Genomic DNA, 18,179 nt, shown 5'->3' with positions numbered 1-18,179 from the left:
CGGCTGGCCGGTCGTCGTGCTGGTCAGCATCCTGGTGGCACGCAGGGCCACCGGCCGCAAGGTCGGCGAACTGGATCTCGACGTCAGCAACCGGGTGGAGATCGGCTTCCTGATGTTCGCCGGGGTGGCCGCCTTCCTGGTCCCCGCGACCGGCCGCATCCACATCGCCTTCGGCGTGATCTTGCTGGGCTGGTTCGGTTACTACCTGTACAAGCTGAGCCGCGGCGACGTCGAGGAACCCGAGCTGGTCGGCACCGCCGCGGCGCTGGGAGCCCTTCCCGACCGGACCCGCCGCATCGTGGTGTGCGCGCTGTTCATCTTCGCCGCGTCGGTGATCGTGACGTGTGCAAAACCCTTCGCCGAGAGCCTGATCGACGCCGGCACGCAGCTGGGCATCGATCGCTTCCTGCTGGTGCAGTGGCTGGCGCCGCTGTCCTCGGAGGCGCCGGAATTCATCATCGCGACCATCTTCGCGGCCAGAGGCAAGGGCGCGATCGCGATTGCGACGTTGATCTCGTCGAAGGTCAACCAATGGACGCTGCTCGTCGGGTCATTGCCGGTGGCCTTCATCATCGGCGGCGGAGGCACGTCGATCCAACTGGACGGCCGCCAGATCGAGGAGATGGTGCTGACCGCCGTGCAGACGTTGATGGGCGTGGCGATGATCCTCGGCCTGCGATTCCGCCGCTGGTCCGCCTGGGCGCTGCTCGGCTTGTTCATCGTGCAATTCCCGATCACCTCGACCGAGGGCCGCATGCTGCTCAGTGCTGTCTACGCGGTGATCGCCGTGGTCGCGCTGGTAGTAAATCGCCGCCAGATAGTGCCAACGCTGTTGGCGCCCTTCGCCGGTCGCGCCAAGCGGCACGGCGGACACCCCCATCAGCCTGCCGACCAGGTGCTCGCGCAATAGCGGTGAGCGGCCATTAGGCGAGACCCTTGACACCTGTCAAGTTCGGCGGCGGTACAGTCTGCGCATGCAGATCCGTGAGCATCTAGGCGCCGACAAGCCCGCGATCATCCTTCATCCGTCCGGCACGGTCGTCTCCTTCGACGAGCTCGAAGCCCGCGCTAACCGGCTGGCGCACTACTTCCGCCGCGCCGGTCTGGTCGAAGGCGACGCCGTCGCGATCCTCATGGAGAACAACGAGCACATCCACGCGGTGATGTGGGCAGCACGGCGCAGCGGCCTGTACTACGTGCCGATCAACACTCACCTGACGGCGCCGGAAGCCGCCTACATCGTCGACAACAGCGCCGCCAAGGCGATTATCGGTTCGGCCGCACTGCGCAAGACCTGCGAAAACCTCGCCGAACACCTCCCCGGCGGTCTGCCCGCGACGCTGTTAATCGCCTTGGATGAAGAAGAGGCCGACCTCGACGGCTGGCAACGCTACCCGGAATGCGTTGCCGACCAACCGGATACGCCGATCGACGATGAAATCGAAGGCGATCTGTTGCAGTACTCGTCAGGCACCACCGGCCGGCCCAAGGGCATCAAGCGCGAACTGCCGCACGTTTCGCCCGCCGAGGCGCCCGGCATGATGTCGGCGCTGGTCGGATTTTGGATGCACCGCGATGCGGTCTATCTGAGCCCGGCGCCGCTGTACCACACCGCCCCGTCGGTGTGGTCGATGAGCGTCCAGGCCGGTGGCATTACGACGGTCGTGCTGGAGAAGTTCGACCCCGAAGGCTGCCTCGAGGCCATCCAGCGTCACCGGGTCACCCACGGTCAATTTGTCCCGGCTATGTTCACCCGGATGCTGAAACTTCCTGATTCCGTTCGTAATTCGTATGACCTGTCCACACTCGAGCGGGTGATGCACGCGGCGGCGCCTTGCCCCGTGGAAATCAAGAAGCAGGTGATCGACTGGTGGGGCCCGATCGTGGACGAGTACTACGCGTCCTCCGAGGCGATCGGCTCGACGTTGATCAGCGCCGAGGAGTGGCTGGCCCATCCGGGCTCGGTGGGCAAGCCGATGATGTGTCAGATCCACATCCTCGACGAGAACGGCAATGAACTCCCGCCGGGGCAGGCCGGCGAAATCTATTTCGAGGGCGGGTACTCCTTCGAGTACCTCAACGACGCGGAGAAGACCGCGTCCTCGCGCGACAGTCACGGCTGGACCACCGTCGGTGACGTCGGCTACCTCGACGACGACGGCTACCTGTACCTGACCGACCGCCGTCACCACATGATCATCTCCGGTGGTGTGAACATCTACCCGCAGGAGGCGGAGAACATGCTGGTCACTCACCCGAAGGTGATGGACGCGGCGGTGTTCGGCATTCCCGACGACGAGATGGGTCAAAGCGTCAAGGCGGTGGTGCAGACCGTCGACCCGGCCGATGCCACCGATGAGTTCGCCGACGACCTCCTGGTCTGGCTGCGAGATCGCTTGGCGCACTACAAGTGTCCGCGATCGATCTCGTTCGAAGCGCAGCTACCACGTACCGACACCGGCAAGTTGTACAAAAACGAACTGGTCAAGAAGTATTCGGAGTGACGCTGCGCATCGTCGACGTATCTGAGCCGGTCTCGGAGGTCGACGCCGCACCACTCGGCGTCCCGGTGGTGGCCGTTGGGTCGCTCACCCGTGCATCCGAATTCTGGTTGCAGCACGCGACATTCACCCTCACCGAGGATGAGACCGACGACCGCCGGGCAGTCACCGTCGCGTCAATCGAGTCGGCGATCGCCGCACTGGCCGATCGCGTGGACCGCTGGCCGATGGCTGCCGCGGTCTGCGACGATGTGCTGCGGTCGGTCGATCCCGCCGGCCCGACCCTGGGTGGCGTGGTAACCGAATCGCTGGCCTACTCCACCTTGCAGGGCGGTCCGGAGTTCGCTCGCTGGCTGGCCGAGCGCGGCCCGGCTCGCATGCCTGACATCGCCGATCCGGTGCGGGTCCACCGCGACGGCGACACGCTGCGGATCGCGTTCAATCGGCCGCAACGCCACAACGCGTTTTCCACCGATGCCCGCGCCGCACTGCTGGAGGCGTTGACCGTCGCGCAGCTTGACCTTTCAGTCGACGAAGTCGTGCTGACCGGCAACGGGCCGTCCTTCTGCAGCGGCGGCGACCTGGCCGAGTTCGGGACGTTCAGTGACCCTGCCAGCGCGCACCTGGCCCGCACTCGCTACAGCCCGGCGCTGGTGCTCGACGCGCTGACCGCTCGCCTCGGGCGGGCGTGCCGCGCCGAGGTGCACGGTCAGGTGTTGGGCAGCGGATTGGAGATGGCGGCGTTCTGCGGCCACTTGGTCTCCCGGCCCGACGCGGTGTTCGGTCTGCCCGAGCTGAGCCTTGGTCTGATCCCCGGAGCGGGCGGCACCGTCAGCGTGACCAGGCGGATAGGCCGTTGGCGCACGGCCTATTTGGTGCTGAGCGGGTTGAGCATCGACGTCCAGACCGCCCTGGCCTGGGGTCTCGTGGATACGAAAAGTTAGTTGGCCGAGAGGCATTCCGACCGGGAGGCATGTGATGGCGCAGAAGGCGACAGTGGAAATCGTGCTCGACTGTGAACGGCCAGACAGGCTCGCGAAGTTCTGGTGTGAGGCGCTCGACTATCGCGAGTACTACACCGACGCGAATCTGGCCGTGCTCGTTCCCAAAGCAGGGACCGCTTCACCGCTGCTCCTTCAGGGAGTGCCGGAACCTAAGGCGGGCAAGAACCGCATGCACATCGACATTGTGGTCGACGATGTCGAGACCGAGGTCCACCGGCTAGAGGCACTTGGCGCTCGTCGCATCGACGCTGGCGTGCAGAGCTTCGCTGGCACCCGATGGGTCGTAATGTTCGACCCGGAGCAGAACGAGTTCTGCGTCTCCACTGGCGTGGAGTGGTAACGATTCACGAAGCGGCAGATCGCAAGCGATGCACGGCTTTGTCCATCGCCACGCGCAGCATTTCCAGCTGAGCCCACAGCGTCAACTTTTCCTCAAACGTCAGGTCGTGCTTTGGTATCTCGGCAATGCGGTCGAGCGCCGAATCCAGCTTGTCGAATGCCGCATGGATCTTCTTTTCTCGAATGGAAATCATGCGGCGACGCTATCTGCAGGCACTGACAATTCGCGGCGTCGGCGGCCCACCTAGATTCCGCCGCGGGAGACCAGTTGTCCGGCGATCACGTTGCGCTGAATCTCGTTGGTACCCTCGCCGACGATCATCAGCGGGGCGTCGCGGAAGTAGCGCTCGACGTCGTATTCGGTGGAGTATCCGTAGCCGCCGTGGATGCGCACGGCGTTGAGCGCGATTTCCATCGCCACTTCGGAGGCGAACAGCTTGGCCATCCCGGCCTCCATGTCGCATCGCTCGCCGCTGTGGTAGCGCTCGGCGGCGTAGCGGGTGAGCTGGCGGGCGGCGGTGAGTTTGGTCGCCATATCGGCCAGGTAGTTGCCGACTGACTGGTGCTTCCAGATCGGCTGGCCGAAACTCTCCCGCTGCTGCGCGTAGGCAAGGGCATCCTCCAGCGCCGCGCTCGCCACCCCGAGCGCGCGTGATGCGACTTGAATCCGGCCCGTCTCAAGGCCTTTCATCATCTGCGAAAAACCTTTGCCCGGTTGGCCGCCGAGAATCGCCGACGCCGGCACTCGGTAGTCATCGAACGACAGCTCACAGGTTTCCACGCCCTTGTAGCCCAGCTTGGGCAGATCCCGCGACACCGTGAGCCCGGGGCCGTGCTCGACAAGCAGCACCGAAATGCCCTTATGCCGGGGCGTGGCGGCCGGGTCGGTCTTGCACAGCAGTGCGATCAATCCCGAGCGACGGGCATTGCTGATCCACGTTTTGGACCCGTTGACGACAAGGTGGTCCGGGCCGTCGGGTAGAGCGGTGGTCGACATGTTCTGCAGATCGCTGCCACCACCCGGTTCGGTGAGCGCCATCGTCGCCCGCACCTCGCCGGTGGCCATCGCCGGCAGGTACTGCCGCTTCTGCTCGTCGGTGCCGAACAGGGCGAGCAGCTTGGCCACCACGGTGTGCCCGCCCATCGCGCCGGCCAGGCTCATCCAGCCGCGCGCCAGCTCCTGGGTCACCAGCACGTAGCACGGCATCGAGACCGGTGTGCCGCCGTAGTCCTCGGGGATCGCCAGCCCGTAGATGCCGATCCGCTTCATCTGTTCGATCCACGCTTCGGGATACTCGTTGGCATGCTCCCGCTCGCGGACCGTCGGTTTGACCTCTTTGTCGACGAACTGACGCACCGTCTCGACCAGCATCGCCTCGTCGTCGTTCAGCCCCGTACCCATACGGCCATCGTGGCATGACCGTCGGCCCGTACTTCGACGAGCTGCACAGCGGCCAGGTCTTCGCCGGCGCGCCCGCGATGACGCTGACCCCCGGGCTGGCCGCCGTCCACCAGAGCATCCTCGGCGACCGGTTGCGGTTGCCGCTGGACGCCGAGCTGTCGGCGGCCGTCACCGGGTTGACCGCGCCGCTGGCCCACCCCGGCCTGGTCTGCGACGTCGCGATCGGACAGTCGACGCTGGTGACCCAGCATGTGAAGGCCAACCTGTTCTACCGCGGCCTGGCGTTCTACCGATTCCCGGCGATCGGCGACACGCTGTTCACCCGCACCGAGGTGGTTGGGTTGAAGAAGAACTCGGCCAAACCCGGCAGGGCGCCCACCGGGCTGGTGGCGCTACGGATGACCACCATCGACCAGGCCGATCGGTTGATCCTCGACTTCTACCGCTGCGCGATGCTGCCGCTGAGCCCGAATGCCGGCCCGAACGACGCGGAGCACGCCGACGACCTGTCGAAAGTCGGTGCCGATCTGACCCCGCCGCCGTCGGCTGCCGCCGAATGGGACGGCGAGGTGTTCCGCGAGCGCATCCCCGGACCGCACTTCGATACCAGCCTGGCGGGCGCGGTGCTGCACAGCAGTGCCGATGTGGTCAGCAGCGCACCAGAATTGGCCCGTGTCACTCTGAATATCGCTGCGGTTCACCATGATTCGCGCATCGGCGGCCGTCGGTTGGTCTACGGCGGGCACACCATCGGGCTGGCGCTGGCGCAAGCCAGTCGGCTGCTGCCCAACTTGGCGACGGTGCTGGGCTGGCAGTCCTGCGACCACACCGGCCCGGTCCATGAGGGCGACACCCTCTATAGCGAGCTGCACATCGACTCCGCCGAGCCGACGGACAACGGCGGAGTGCTGGGATTGCGGTCGCTCGTCTACGCCGTTAGCGACGCTCAGGACGAGCCGCGGCAGGTGCTGGACTGGCGTTTTACCGCCCTGCAGTTCTAAGCCACCCACCGGCGGCGCGCACAATAGTGGCGTGGACCCGGTATCGGACTGGGCGGGTAGCGGGCTGGCCTACCTGACCGGTGCGTCGGACGGACAGCCGGACTTCTCGCGCGCCGCCGTGCTGGCCGAGGCGCGGCGGGTAACCGCCGATATCGCCGGGATTCTCGGTGTCGAGGTCGACGCCGCCACGATGTTGGCCGGCCGGGCGGCGATCCTCGGCCTGACCCGCGGCGGTCGCATCTCGGCGGGCGGTGTCACCCGACTGCTGGCCACCGTCGACGGCTGGTGTGCGATCGCGCTGCCCCGCGCGGATGACGTCGCGACGCTGCCGGCGCTGCTCGAGACCGATGCGGTTCCCGGCGACCCGTGGACGCCGCTGTCCGGTTGGGCGGCAGCACGTTCGACCGAGGCCGTGGTGGCCCGCGGCCAATTGCTGGACATCGCGGTCGCGGGGCTGGCGGAAGTCTCCGCCGAGCCGCCGGCGGTGCGACGGTGTGGTGCCGTGGCCAGACCCCGACCCGCGGACGGATTGCTGGTCGCCGATTTGTCGTCGTTGTGGGCCGGACCGTTGTGCGGGCAGTTGCTCGCTCGCGCCGGCGCCGTCGTCGTCAAGGTGGAAAGCCCGAAGCGACCTGACGGCACTCGCAGCGGCGAGCCCGCTTTCTTCGACTGGATGAACTTCGGAAAGCTTTCCTACACCGTCGATTTCGACGACGACACCGACGGGCTCCGCCAGCTGCTCACCGCCGCCGACATCGTCATCGAGGGCTCCCGGCCCGCGGCGCTGCGGCGGCGCGGGTTGAGCGCCGACGAGGTGCCCGGCCGTGCGGGTCGAATCTGGTTGCGCATCAGGGGTTACCGAGGGCAGCCGTACCGCTCGGCGTTCGGCGACGACGCCGCGGTGGCGGGCGGGCTGGTCGGTGCCGGCACGGAAGGACCGGTCTTCTGCGGCGACGCGATCGCCGACCCGTTGAGCGGACTGGAGGCGGCACGAGCGGTGGGGCAGTCGCTGCGCCGCGGCGGCGGCGAGCTGATCGACGTGTCGATGGCGCAGGTCGCCGCGAGGTATGCCGCGCTGCCGCGGACGTCGTCAACGCCTGCTGTCCCGGTGACGCGGCCCCAGCCGCCGCCACCCGGCCCGTCAGCGTCGCCGCTGGGGGCCGACAACGCTGCAGTGCGCCATATTGTGTCCAAGAAGCTTTGTGCCCCGTGCTGATTCAGCGGGCGACGACACTGGACGGTTTGGTCGTCGACCTCCGGGTGGGTGCCCGCATCGACGACGTGGCCCCGACGTTGGCCCCGCGACGCGGCGAGGACGTGTTCGACGCCGGCGGCGGAACCGTGCTGCCCGGACTGCACGATCACCACGTGCACCTGCATTCCGCGGCGGCCGCCGCGACATCAGTTCGGGTCGGGCCGCCGCAAGTACGCGACCGTGCGGGGTTGGCCAGCCTGCTGGCGAGCACCGAGCCCGGCGACGACGGATGGATCCGCGCCGTCGGCTACCACGATTCGGTTGCCGGACCGCTGGACCGCGCGGCGCTGGACGCGATGGTCCCGAGCGTGCCGCTGCGAATTCAGCATCGCAGCGGCGTGCTGTGGATGCTCAACTCCCCGGGCCTGGCCCGAGTCGGTCTGGCGGAGCATCCCGACGGCCGGCTGCGCAGCGCCGACTCTTGGTCGGATGCGCTAAGCCGCAATGCAACTGATCTCGCTCACCTCAGCGAGCGGCTGGCCCGTTACGGAGTCACCGGAATCACCGATGCCACACCGGATCTCGGCATCGGCGACATCGTGCGGTTGACCGAACTGCATCGGCGCGGTGAACTGCACCAACACGTGCACTGCCTGGCCCCCGGCAAGCGCATCCTGCACGACGACGACTTGGATCTCGACCGGCTCGCCGAGTGGATCGCCGACCGGCACCGCTCCGGCGGCCCGGTCGCCATCCATTGCGTCACCGTGGCCCAGCTGTTGGTGACGATCGCCGCGCTGCGTCAAGCCGGCACGCACCCGCGGGACCGCATCGAACATGCCGCCGTGGCGCCGGCGGACTGCCTATCTGACCTCGCAGAACTCGCAGTGACCGTGATAACGCAGCCCAACTTCGTCGCCGAGCGCGGTGATCAGTATCTCGACGAGGTGCCCGCCGCCGAGCACGATCAACTCTGGCGGGTGGCGTCGCTGCTTCGGGCCAACGTACGGGTCGCATTGTCCACCGACATGCCCTTCGGCCACGCTGACCCGTGGGCGGCCATGCGGGCGGCGGTGCACCGCACCACGCCGGGCGGAGCCATGCTGGGCGCCGATGAACGCGTCTCGGCGCGAACGGCTTTGACGATGTTCTTCGGCTACCCCGACCAGCCCACCCGGGCGCGAACCCTACAACCGGGTGAGCCGGGGGACGTCTGTGTGCTGGGCGTGCCGCCCGAAACGGCACTGGCCGAGCTGGCCGCCGGGATGGTCGCCGCGACCGTCGTCGGCGGTGAAATCGTCTACACGGCAGGTTGAATCAGGAGATTTCGCCGACGAGGTAGCGCTGCAACGTGGGTGCCACCGCGTCGACCAAGGTGTCGACATCCATGGACTGGATCGGCTCGACGCGGACCACGTAGCGCATGATGCCCACACCGACCACTTGCGAGGAACACAGCGCGGCGCGAAAGGTGATCTGGTCGGCACCGAGCGCCTTGAGCAGTGGGTCGAAGACTGGGCCGATGAACAGTCCCTGCGCGACGTCGACTGTCTTGGCGAGGCCCGCAGTCGCGATTGCGCTGGCAGCGAACGGCCCACCGCCGGTGGCATCCCAGGTGGTGATCAGCATTTGCAGCGTTCGTCGGCCGGCTTGGTTTACCCCTCCGCGGATGATCCGATCGATGAAGTCCGGCGTCCCGAAAGGGAGCCGGAGCTTTCGTGCCACCGGGTCGAGGATCCCGCGCAAAGCCTTTTCGCCAGGGGCCATTTTGTCAGGATGACCGCAATGTTGACGAACTTCAAGCATCGACCCGGCGCGGCGTCGCGGGCCGAATCAGTGCGGTAGCTCGCGGAACGGCGTATGGCGATACGGCTCAGGCTCTTTCGGCAGGCCGAGCACACGCTCACCGATGATGTTGCGTTGAATCTGGTCGGTGCCGCCGCCGATCGAGGTGAAGTAGGCGTTCATCGTCCGGAAGGTCACCGCGTCGCCAACGGGATTCTCCGGTCCGGCCAACATGGCTTCCGCCCCGACGATTTCGGTTTCGACGCGGGCGGTCTCGTGCAGGATCCGTGACATCGCAATCTTCCCGAGCGCCATCAGGGTGGCCGCCTCGCCGCGATCGACCGCAGCCTTCGACCGCTGGGTGTTCCAGCGGTTGACCGTGGCCAGCGCGTCAACTCGCGCGATCTGCTGACGAATGTAGGGATCGCCGAGTCGGCCGGCTTCCCGCGCCAATTCCACCAGAAGGTTCGTCTTCTCGGCTCGGGGCCGCTTGCTGTCCTTGGCGGTGCGGGCCAGATCCCCCATGAACCGGCGCTCGTACCCGAGCGCGGTCTGCAGCACCGACCACCCGGCGTTCAGCTCGCCGACCAAGTTGCCGGCGGGCACCCGGGCACCTTCGATGAAGACCTCGTTGAACTCCGACTCGCCGGTGATCTGGTGGATCGGCCGGATCTCGACGCCGGGCTGATGCATCGGCAACATAAAGAAACTGATGCCCTGGTGCTTAGGCATATCCCAGTCGGTTCGGGCCACCAGCATGCCGTAGTCGGCGGTTTTGGCGAACGACGTCCACACCTTCTGCCCGTTGATCACCCACTCGTCACCGTCGCGCTTGGCCCGAGTGCGCAGGCCGGCCAGGTCCGATCCCGCGCCGGGCTCGCTGTAGAGCAGGCACCACTTGCTCTCGCCGCGAATCGACGGCGGAATCAGCCGTCGCTTCTGTTCGTCGGTTCCGACGTCATGCAGGGTGCAGGCAAAGAGGTTCGCCCGGTCGTGGCCGCAGCCGGGCGCCCCGGCGGTCGCGAATTCCGCTGCGACAAGCCGGGATTGGGAATCCGAGAGACCGCGGCCGTACCACTCGGGTTCCCAGCTGGGGACCGCCCATCCGTTGTCGACGACAAGCTGGGCCCACGCCGCACGATCGACTTCGGGACTCCAGTTGGCCGCCAACCAATTCCGGACATCGTCACGCAATTCGTCGTCAGGCACCCCTCAGGCTCCGATCTGCCGCAGGTAACGTTCCCGATGCCACGACGGGCTGCCCAAAAGCTGGGCGTCGCTGCGGGCCCGACGTAAATACAGGTGCGCCGGATGCTCCCAGGTGAATCCGATGCCGCCGTGTACCTGGATGTTGGTCGCCGCGACGAAGACGAAGGCGTCCGAGCAATACGCCTGCGTGAGAGCAAGATCCGCGAGGCGCGACGACCCTTGCTCGGCGAAGGCTCCGGCGACGAAGCGCGCCGCCGACACCGCCGATTCGGCCTCCAGCAGCATGTCGGCACACATGTGCTTGACCGCCTGGAAGCTGCCGATCGCTCGGCCGAACTGATAGCGGGTCTTGGCGTACTCGGTGGCCATCTCGACTGCGCGCCGCGCACCGCCGGCCTGCTCGCTGACCAACGCCAAAGCCGCACGGTCCAGTGCCGCGGTGAACACCGCGACGCCGGCGCCCAGCCGTCCGACCAGGCGCGCCGGGGTATCGACGAATTGCAGGCGGCACTGCTTACGGGTTGGGTCCACCGTGGTCAGCGGCGTCACGTCCAAGCCGGCGGCACCGGCGTCGACCGCGAACACGGCTGGGCCGGCGTCGGTTTCGGCCAGCACGTACAACAGCTCCGCCGACTGCCCGTCGAGCACGAAATGCTTGTAGCCGGTCACGTGCCAGGCGTCGCCGATGGCCCCTGCCGACGTGGCGATCGTCGCGGGCAACCGGGCGGAATCATCCTCGGCGAAGGCGACACTGGCGATCAGGTCACCCGTCGCGATCCGAGGCAGCACCGCGGTACATTCGGCTGCGTCGCCGGCCTCGGCGAGCAGGCTGGGCACCAGCACCGCTGTCGACAGGAACGGGCTGACCAGCAGCACTCGGCCCATTTCTTCCATCGCGATACCCATTTCCACCGGACCCCCACCGGCGCCGCCGTACTCCTCGTCGATCAGCAGTCCGGTCAGACCCATGGCCGCCAGTTCCTGCCACACCTTGGGGTCAAGACCGGTGTCGGTCGCCATCAGCGTCCGTACCTGCGCTTCGCTGGAGTGTCGCGCCATCAAGTCCGCGACCGCGCTGCGCAGCGCCCGTTGTTCGTCGCTCACCGCGAATGGTGCGGTGGTTGTCATGGCCTCGATCAGCCTTTCGGGGCAAGGGCAGTGCGCAGGCTGGCGCACTGGCTGGCGAAAAATGACTGTGAGACAGCAGCTTTCGGCACCACCTGATCGAAGCCGTGGAAAGCCCCGGGGACCACCTCGACGTGGCACGGCACCCCGGCCGCGGTGAGGCGCTCGGCGTAGGCGAGGTCTTCGTCGTGGAACAGATCGTGGGTGCCGACGCCGATCCACGCCGGCGGCAACCCGGCCAGATCGTCGCGGCGCGCCGGAACCGCGACCCGAGGGTCGGCATTCCCGAGGTACGACGCCCAGCCGAACCGATTGCTTTTTGGGCCCCACAGTCGGTAGTTCGGATTTTTCGGCCCCGACCCGCTGCGGTCGTCGAGCATTGGATAGGCCAGCAGCTGCAGGGTCGGGGTGATCTCGCCGCGGTCCCGGGTCAGGAGCGCCAGCGCTGCCGCCAGGCCGCCGCCGGCACTGGCCCCGCCGATCGCCAGCCTTGCCGGGTCGACCGCGGGCAGACCGGCCAGCCAAGTCAGTGCCGAATAGCAGTCCTCCAGCGGTGCGGGGTAGGGATGCTCGGGCGCCAGCCGGTAGTCCACCGCGGCGACGGTGATGCCCAGCTCTCGGGTGAAGCGATGGCACAGCCTGTCGTCCTGCTGTGCAGTGCCCATCACATAGCCGCCGCCATGGATCCACAGCAGCGCGGATGTGGGTTGGCTGACGTCGATCGGTCGGTGCAGCCGCACGCCGACACCGGAGCCCAGGGTGAGCACCTCGACGCCGTCCGGCGTCTTGCTGCGCTGCAGGCCGCTCAGCGTCCGGATGAGCCGCAGGCTCCGCGGGCCGATGAGTGCTCGTGGGGCGAGGCGGGCGACTCTGCGGAGATCGGGGTGGAAATCGGTGCTCGGCATCCGTCCAGTATCGCCAACGGCAACCGGCCGCACGTCTCGGGCTCCGCCGTCAACGGCGAAACATGCGGTGTCTGAATGACGAGGGTTTCCAGGTGTTGGCTTGCCGCCGCGGCACCCTCGCTGCGCGTAGGGTCGAGTGGGTGACGTCAACCCATGCGTGATCACCGGGAGTGTCGGTGTGACGTGTGGTATCGGTGACATGGGGTAGCGGGCTGATCACCGGCCCGGTAAACCGGGTGGTCGCGACCACGCGGACCGGTGTCGAGGTGCTGCGGTTCGGTGGCCTTCAGACCGGATCCCGTCCGTCGCAGTTTCAGATCGTGGAGCGGTGCGACATGTACCGGCTACGACGCTACTTCCCCGACGGCGCGAATGACCCGTCGCGGCCGCCGGTAGTACTCGTGCCGCCAATGATGATGTCAGCCAACGTGTTCGACGTCACCAGAGACCAAGGCGCGGTCGGAGTCCTGCATGATCTCGGTGTGGACCCGTGGGTGGTGGACTTCGGCTCACCGGACCGGGAAACCGGTGGGCTCGAGCGCACGTTGAGCGACCATGTCGTCGCGCTGAGCCGGGTCGTCGACTCGGTACAGGCGCACACCGGCCGCGAGGTGCATTTGGCGGGCTACTCGCAGGGCGGCATGTTCGCCTATCAAACCGCGGCTTACCGACGTTCCGAGGGCCTGGCCAGCGTCATCACATTCGGCGCCGCCGTCGATTCGCTCAGCGGTCTGCCGTTCGGAATTCCCGCGGCCCTGGCGGGCCGCGGCGCCCAGCTGATCGCCGATCACGTCTTTAACCGTCTTTCGGTGTCCGGATGGATGGCCCGTACCGGGTTTCAACTTCTGGACCCGATCAAGACGGTCCGGGCGCGGTGGGACTTCCTACGTCAACTCCATGATCGAGAGGCGTTGCTGCCCCGGGAACAGCAACGCCGCTTCCTCGAGGTGGAGGGCTGGGTGGCGTGGTCGGGTCCCGCGGTCGCCGAACTGTTACGGCAGTTCGTAGTCCATAACCGCATGATGGCCGGCGGCGCGGTGATCGATGGCACGTTGATCACGCTCGCGGAAATCACCTGTCCGGTCCTTGCGTTCGTCGGCGAGATCGATGACATCGGCCAACCCGCGTCCGTGCGAGGAATCCGGCGGGCCGCCCCCCGCGCCGAGGTGTCCGAGGTGCTATTGCGGGCAGGTCACTTCGGGCTCGTTGTCGGATCGACCGCCGCCACGCACACATGGCCCACCGTCGGTAATTGGGTGCTGTGGCGAGACGGTCAAGGGCCCAGGCCGGTGGGCGTGCATGCGATGGAGGCCGACCCCAGCGTGGGGATCAATGGCGATGTCGGGCTGTCGTCGCGTATCGGTCAATCGGCGGGTGCACTGGCCGAATTGGGCATCGGCGTGAGCCTGGGGTTGGCCGACGCCGCGGTGGGGGCGGCGCGCAGCGGCAGGGAGATCGCAGGGGAGGCCCTGCGTACCCTGCCTCGGCTCGCCCGCCTCGGCCGGCTGCAGCCCCATACCCGGGTGTCGCTGGGCGGGTTGATGGCCGAACAGGCGAACAGAGCGCCCGAGGAGGAGTGCTTCCTCTTCGAGGATCGGGTCCACACCAACGCGGCGGTTGATCACCGCATCGACGAGGTGGTGCGCGGCCTCATCGCCGTCGGTATCCGTCAGGGAGCCCACGTCGGTGTGTTGATGGATACCAGCCCCAGCGCCGTAGCCGCGATCGCGGCACTGTCGCGGCTCGGCGCGGTGGCGGTGTTGCTACCCCCGGACGATGACCTCGTCGCCGCCGTCCGGCTGTGCGAGGTGGCCGACATCGTCACGGACCCACACCATCTGGCGGCGGCCGCCGCAATCGGCGCCAGGGTGCTCGTCCTCGGTGACGGCGGCACGGAGTCGGACCGGGTCGTCGAGCTGGACCGCCTCGACCTGTCCGATCAGCGGCTGCCGCAGTGGTATCGGCCGAACCCGGGCCGGGCAAGTGATCTCGCCTTCGTGTTCTTCAGCACGACGGGAGGGCGCCGAGTGGTCAAGGAGGTCACCAATCATCGGTGGGCGCTGTCGGCCTACGGCACGGCCACTGCCGCCGCACTAGGCCGCCGTGACACCATCTATTGCCTGACCCCGCTGCACCATCCGTCGGGTCTGATGGTCGGCCTCGGCGGCGCGGTCGCCGGCGGATCGCGCATCGCGTTAACCCGGGGCGTCGACCCAACGCGGTTCGCCGACGAGGTCCACCGTTACGGGGTCACGGTGGTGTCCTACACCTGGGCCATGCTGCTCGAATTGGTGGACGCGACGTCGCCCGAGCTTCAGGATCATCATCCGATCCGTCTGTTCATCGGAGCCGGAATGCCGATCGGGCTGTGGCACAAGGTCGCCGACCGATTTGCCCCGGCCCGAGTGCTGGAATTCTATGCCTCCACCGAGGGGGACGCGTTGCTGGCCAACGTGGCCGGCACGAAGATCGGAGCCAAGGGTCGGCCGCTGCCGGGCAGCGCCGAGATTCGGCTCGGCGGCTACGACGCCGCGACGGGCCGGTTCATCGAGGATGACCACGGTTTTGTGCGTCCCTGCGCCGACGATGAGGTGGGCGTGCTGCTGGCGAAGCCACGCTCCGGACTCGATGCCGCACGCGTGTCGATGCGTGGGGTATTCGCCGAGGGAGACACCTGGATCACCACAGACCACCTATTTCGCCGCGACAGCGACGGTGACTATTGGTTCGTCGACAACAGGAACACGGTGATCCAGTCGGTGCGCGGACCGGTCTTTTGCCAGCCGATTTGCGATGCCCTGGGCGACATCACCGCGATCGACCTGGCCGTGGTCTATCCCGTTACGACCGACGCGCACGACATCGCGGTCGCGGCCGTGACGGTCGGCAAAGACAGCGTCCTCACCGCGGCCGCCCTGACCACCGCGATGAGCGGCCTCCCCCGCGACCAGCGTCCCGCCATCGTCCACATTGTTGACCGCATGCCGCTCACGCCCTCTTACCGCCCACTGTCGACCACACTGCGAGAGGCTGGGCTGCCGGCGCCGGGGGAAACGACCTGGTACCACGACCCCACTGATGGCCACTATCGACAAGCGGCCATCGCGGTCGGCAAGACACCACGTCTTGCCCCAGTGAGCCGCTGAGCCTCTAGGCCGGGGTGGCTCAGCGGGCAGCCCGAGTGGTCTACTCGGCATCGCGGCGCCATCAACCTCGCGGGTTCCCTACTTTGCTGCGTGGCCCATCCGCCGACACGTCTGGCAATGCATAGCTTTGGAAATGCCCCATTGAGATGCTTCGCCAGAAAATAGTCAATAATGACCGTTTCATTTTCGACGAGAGGGCCGTTGCCGGTCGATTTTCAGTTCAGCCAGTCGGCGAGCACCTCGTCGGTGTGCTGGCCAGGCACGCATGGCGGGCCGTCGACGACCGCCGGAGTGCGCGAGAACCGGGGGGCCGGGGACGGCTGGGTTATGCCATTGCCGACGAAAAAGGTGTTGCGAGCTGCCAATTGCGGATGGCCCGGCGCATCTGCCATGCCGAGCACGGGTGCCACGCAGGCGTCGCTGTCGCTGAATACCTTCGCCCACTCCTGTTGAGGGCGTGCGGCGAAGGCGGCGCTGATCTTGGTTCGCAGCCGCGGCCACGTCTGTCGGTCGAACTGCGCGATGGTATCCGACGGTAGTTCGAGCAGTCGCAAGAACTCGGCGTAGAACTGCGGTTCGAGCGCACCGACGGCCATGAACTTTGCATCCGAAGTCTGATACACGCCGTAGAACGGCGAACCGCCATCACCGAGGTTGGTGCCGCGTTCATCGGACCAGACTCCCGCCGCGTAGCAGCTGTAGATCATCGTCATCAGATGGGTAGTGCCATCGACGATCGCCGCGTCGACCACCTGGCCACGACCGCTTCGTCGGGTCTCATCGAGGGCGGCCAGCATGCCTACCAGGAGGTAGAGGCTTCCGCCGGCGAAGTCGCCGACAAGGTTGAGCGGGATCTGCGGGGGGCCACCGGCTTGCCCGATCGCGTGCAGCGCTCCGGTTGGTGCGATGTAGGTGATGTCGTGTCCGGCGGTGTGCGCGATCGGGCCGTCTTGACCCCATCCGGTCATGCGTCCGTAGATCAATTGAGGTCGCCGCAGCAAGCATGGTTCGGGTCCAATACCGAGACGTTCGGCCACCCCGGGGCGGAAGCCCTCGAACAGGATGTCGGCGTGCTCGACCAATTTCAGCACCGTCTCGGCCCCGCCGGATGCCGCGAGATCGACGGCAATCGAGCGTTTTCCGCGGTTGAGCAGGTCGTCGGCCCACGGCACTAGTTGCATGCCCCCGCCACCGGGTCGATCGACGCGCACCACATCGGCACCCAGGTCCGCGAGCAGCATTCCGCAGAAGGGCCCCGGTCCGATCCCGGCTATTTCGAGAACCTTCACACCGGACAAAGGGCCGGTTGTCATGTCCGTCTCCGCTCAACGCTACAATACTAGTCAATGTTGACTATTATTGAGGCTATCGCTGTTTTCTGTAGTGTGTCAATTTGCCGCACGACTTGAGGAGTTCACCTTGACTGCAAGGAGTTCGACCGCGACCCCGCCCGTCCGGATCAGTCAGCGCGAGCGTCGTCAGGCCGCGGAACGAAAGCTGCTCGACGCCACGGTTTCGATCTTGATCGAGCGCGGCTACGCGGCAACCACCACGCTCGAGGTGCAAAAGCAAGCCGGTGTCTCTCGCGGGGTCCTGTTGCACTACTTCGGCTCCCGGGGCGAGCTCATCAGCGCGGCGGCACGCCGCTTGTATGCCACGAAGGTCGGCGAGGCGCGGCTGCGTGCCACCGAGACGCTCGACGGGGAGGACTGGGCTTCGCTGCTCTGGCAGGTCGTTTCCGGCCCGTTGGGTGGAGCCTCCCTCGAGTTGCTCATTGCTGCCCGACACGATCCCGACATGCGCGACTACCTCAAACCCCTGGAACGCGAGTTCGCGCGCGCGAACCTCGACCTGTGCAAGGCGCTGCTCGGCGAGAAGCGCGCCGCCCACAAACGATTCCCCGAATTCTGCATGGTGGTGATCAATTCGATGCTGGGAGCTGCGGCCAGCAAACCAGGCCATGGCAGCACGGAGGAGAAGCGCCTGCTCGAAGCGTGGCGGCGGATTCCCGACCTCTACTTCGCCCCGGAGGCAAGCGACGCGTGACCGTGGTTTCGGCTACCGCCACGCCGTAATCGCCGCCGGACATCGCGGGCCACGAACAGGCGCAGCAACGCGGCAACGATGCGGCCTCGCCGGCGCGAGTACGGGTACCACAGCAGTTGGTTCTCCATCCTCGGCACGCGTGGCGTGGTGATGGCCTGCTGATGGCAGTACTTCCGGATACCCTGCGGGCCGCCCAGTCGGTACCCGAGGCCGGAACTTTTCCAGCCGCCCTGTGGCAGGGGGAAGCAGAAAAGGTTCGAGTAGGCGTCGTTGATGTTCACGGCGCCGGCCTCGAGCCGGTGCGCGATGTCGCGTCCGCGATCGATGTCCTTGGTCCACACCGTGGCCGACAGCCCGTACTGGGAGTCGTTTGCCAACCGGATCGCCTCTTCTTCGTCGGCGACCTTCATCACCGGGATCGTCGGGCCGAAAGTCTCGTCGCGCATGCAGGCCATCGAATGATCGACGTCGAGAAGAATCGTGGGCTCGAAGAACCCGCCGGTCGTCTTTCCGCCGGTCGC

The 18,179-nt window shown here is 66.9% G+C and carries 17 protein-coding genes; 9 read left to right on the top strand and 8 right to left on the bottom strand.

The features are described from left to right. From VKI00_RS22040 to VKI00_RS22025, 4 genes are all read left to right on the top strand, one after another. The coding region (locus tag VKI00_RS22040; protein WP_324441216.1) for a sodium:proton exchanger at positions 1–910 on the top strand (910 nt) is incomplete at its 5' end. Between the two features lie 64 nt (positions 911–974). Next, the gene (gene fadD4, locus VKI00_RS22035) at positions 975–2,504 is read left to right on the top strand and encodes a fatty-acid--CoA ligase FadD4 (protein WP_324441214.1); all 1,530 of its coding nucleotides are present in this window, start codon (positions 975–977) and stop codon (positions 2,502–2,504) included. Positions 2,505–2,506: 2 nt separating this feature from the next. Continuing rightward, a complete protein-coding gene (locus tag VKI00_RS22030) occupies positions 2,507–3,445 on the top strand; it encodes an enoyl-CoA hydratase/isomerase family protein (protein WP_324441218.1) in 939 nt (312 codons plus the stop codon). 34 nt (positions 3,446–3,479) lie between these two features. Further along, positions 3,480–3,845 (top strand): VOC family protein, encoded by a 366-nt coding sequence (locus VKI00_RS22025; RefSeq protein WP_324441212.1) that lies wholly within the window; start codon positions 3,480–3,482, stop codon positions 3,843–3,845. A 4-nt stretch (positions 3,846–3,849) separates the two neighbouring features. On the opposite strand, the gene VKI00_RS22020 is transcribed toward VKI00_RS22025, so the two are convergent. Both VKI00_RS22020 and VKI00_RS22015 read right to left on the bottom strand, forming a co-directional pair. Then, entirely contained in the window at positions 3,850–4,038 is a 189-nt protein-coding gene (locus VKI00_RS22020) for a hypothetical protein (protein ID WP_324441210.1), read from the bottom strand. Between the two features lie 50 nt (positions 4,039–4,088). Continuing rightward, positions 4,089–5,246 carry an acyl-CoA dehydrogenase family protein gene (locus VKI00_RS22015; protein ID WP_324441208.1) on the bottom strand — a complete coding sequence of 386 codons (1,158 nt, stop codon included), beginning with the start codon at positions 5,244–5,246 and terminating at the stop codon, positions 4,089–4,091. 14 nt (positions 5,247–5,260) lie between these two features. On the opposite strand from VKI00_RS22015, the gene VKI00_RS22010 reads away from it, so the two are divergent. From VKI00_RS22010 to VKI00_RS22000, 3 genes are read left to right on the top strand one after another with little or no spacing between them, the layout of a single operon-like run. Next, positions 5,261–6,247 carry a MaoC family dehydratase gene (locus VKI00_RS22010; RefSeq protein ID WP_324441206.1) on the top strand — a complete coding sequence of 329 codons (987 nt, stop codon included), beginning with the start codon at positions 5,261–5,263 and terminating at the stop codon, positions 6,245–6,247. Positions 6,248–6,278: 31 nt separating this feature from the next. Next, the gene (locus VKI00_RS22005) at positions 6,279–7,463 is read left to right on the top strand and encodes a CoA transferase (RefSeq protein ID WP_324441204.1); all 1,185 of its coding nucleotides are present in this window, start codon (positions 6,279–6,281) and stop codon (positions 7,461–7,463) included. Then, complete coding sequence (locus VKI00_RS22000; protein WP_324441202.1) at positions 7,457–8,758, top strand: amidohydrolase family protein; 1,302 nt, start codon at positions 7,457–7,459, stop codon at positions 8,756–8,758. The genes VKI00_RS22005 and VKI00_RS22000 overlap by 7 nt, the downstream gene beginning before the upstream one ends. A gap of 1 nt (position 8,759) precedes the next feature. Here VKI00_RS22000 and VKI00_RS21995 read toward each other — a convergent pair whose 3' ends face one another. The 4 genes from VKI00_RS21995 to VKI00_RS21980 form a co-directional block, all read right to left on the bottom strand. Beyond that, entirely contained in the window at positions 8,760–9,209 is a 450-nt protein-coding gene (locus VKI00_RS21995) for a hypothetical protein (RefSeq protein ID WP_324441200.1), read from the bottom strand. A gap of 66 nt (positions 9,210–9,275) precedes the next feature. Then, positions 9,276–10,436 carry an acyl-CoA dehydrogenase family protein gene (locus tag VKI00_RS21990; RefSeq protein WP_324441198.1) on the bottom strand — a complete coding sequence of 387 codons (1,161 nt, stop codon included), beginning with the start codon at positions 10,434–10,436 and terminating at the stop codon, positions 9,276–9,278. 3 nt (positions 10,437–10,439) lie between these two features. After that, positions 10,440–11,564, bottom strand: a complete 1,125-nt coding sequence (locus VKI00_RS21985; protein WP_324441196.1) for an acyl-CoA dehydrogenase family protein — start codon at positions 11,562–11,564, stop codon at positions 10,440–10,442. Between the two features lie 8 nt (positions 11,565–11,572). After that, positions 11,573–12,466 carry an alpha/beta hydrolase gene (locus tag VKI00_RS21980; protein WP_324441194.1) on the bottom strand — a complete coding sequence of 298 codons (894 nt, stop codon included), beginning with the start codon at positions 12,464–12,466 and terminating at the stop codon, positions 11,573–11,575. Positions 12,467–12,660: 194 nt separating this feature from the next. Here VKI00_RS21980 and VKI00_RS21975 point away from each other — a divergent pair, with 194 nt between their 5' ends. Next, a complete protein-coding gene (locus VKI00_RS21975) occupies positions 12,661–15,612 on the top strand; it encodes an AMP-binding protein (protein WP_324441192.1) in 2,952 nt (983 codons plus the stop codon). A gap of 215 nt (positions 15,613–15,827) precedes the next feature. Here the strand turns inward: VKI00_RS21975 and VKI00_RS21970 are convergent, their stop codons facing one another. Then, positions 15,828–16,925, bottom strand: a complete 1,098-nt coding sequence (locus VKI00_RS21970) for a CaiB/BaiF CoA-transferase family protein (protein ID WP_324441190.1) — start codon at positions 16,923–16,925, stop codon at positions 15,828–15,830. Positions 16,926–17,031: 106 nt separating this feature from the next. On the opposite strand from VKI00_RS21970, the gene VKI00_RS21965 reads away from it, so the two are divergent. After that, on the top strand, positions 17,032–17,658 hold the full coding sequence (locus VKI00_RS21965; RefSeq protein WP_324441188.1) for a helix-turn-helix domain-containing protein: 627 nt from the start codon (positions 17,032–17,034) through the stop codon (positions 17,656–17,658). Here VKI00_RS21965 and VKI00_RS21960 read toward each other — a convergent pair. Continuing rightward, positions 17,628–18,179 (bottom strand): aldehyde dehydrogenase family protein (locus VKI00_RS21960; RefSeq protein WP_324441186.1); only part of this gene is annotated, 552 nt, incomplete at its 5' end. The genes VKI00_RS21965 and VKI00_RS21960 overlap by 31 nt on opposite strands.

Origin of the sequence: Mycobacterium sp. (genome assembly GCF_035314665.1) — a bacterium.
Taxonomy (GTDB): Bacteria; Actinomycetota; Actinomycetes; order Mycobacteriales; family Mycobacteriaceae; genus Mycobacterium.
This window is presented reverse-complemented; position numbering and strand designations above follow the sequence as displayed.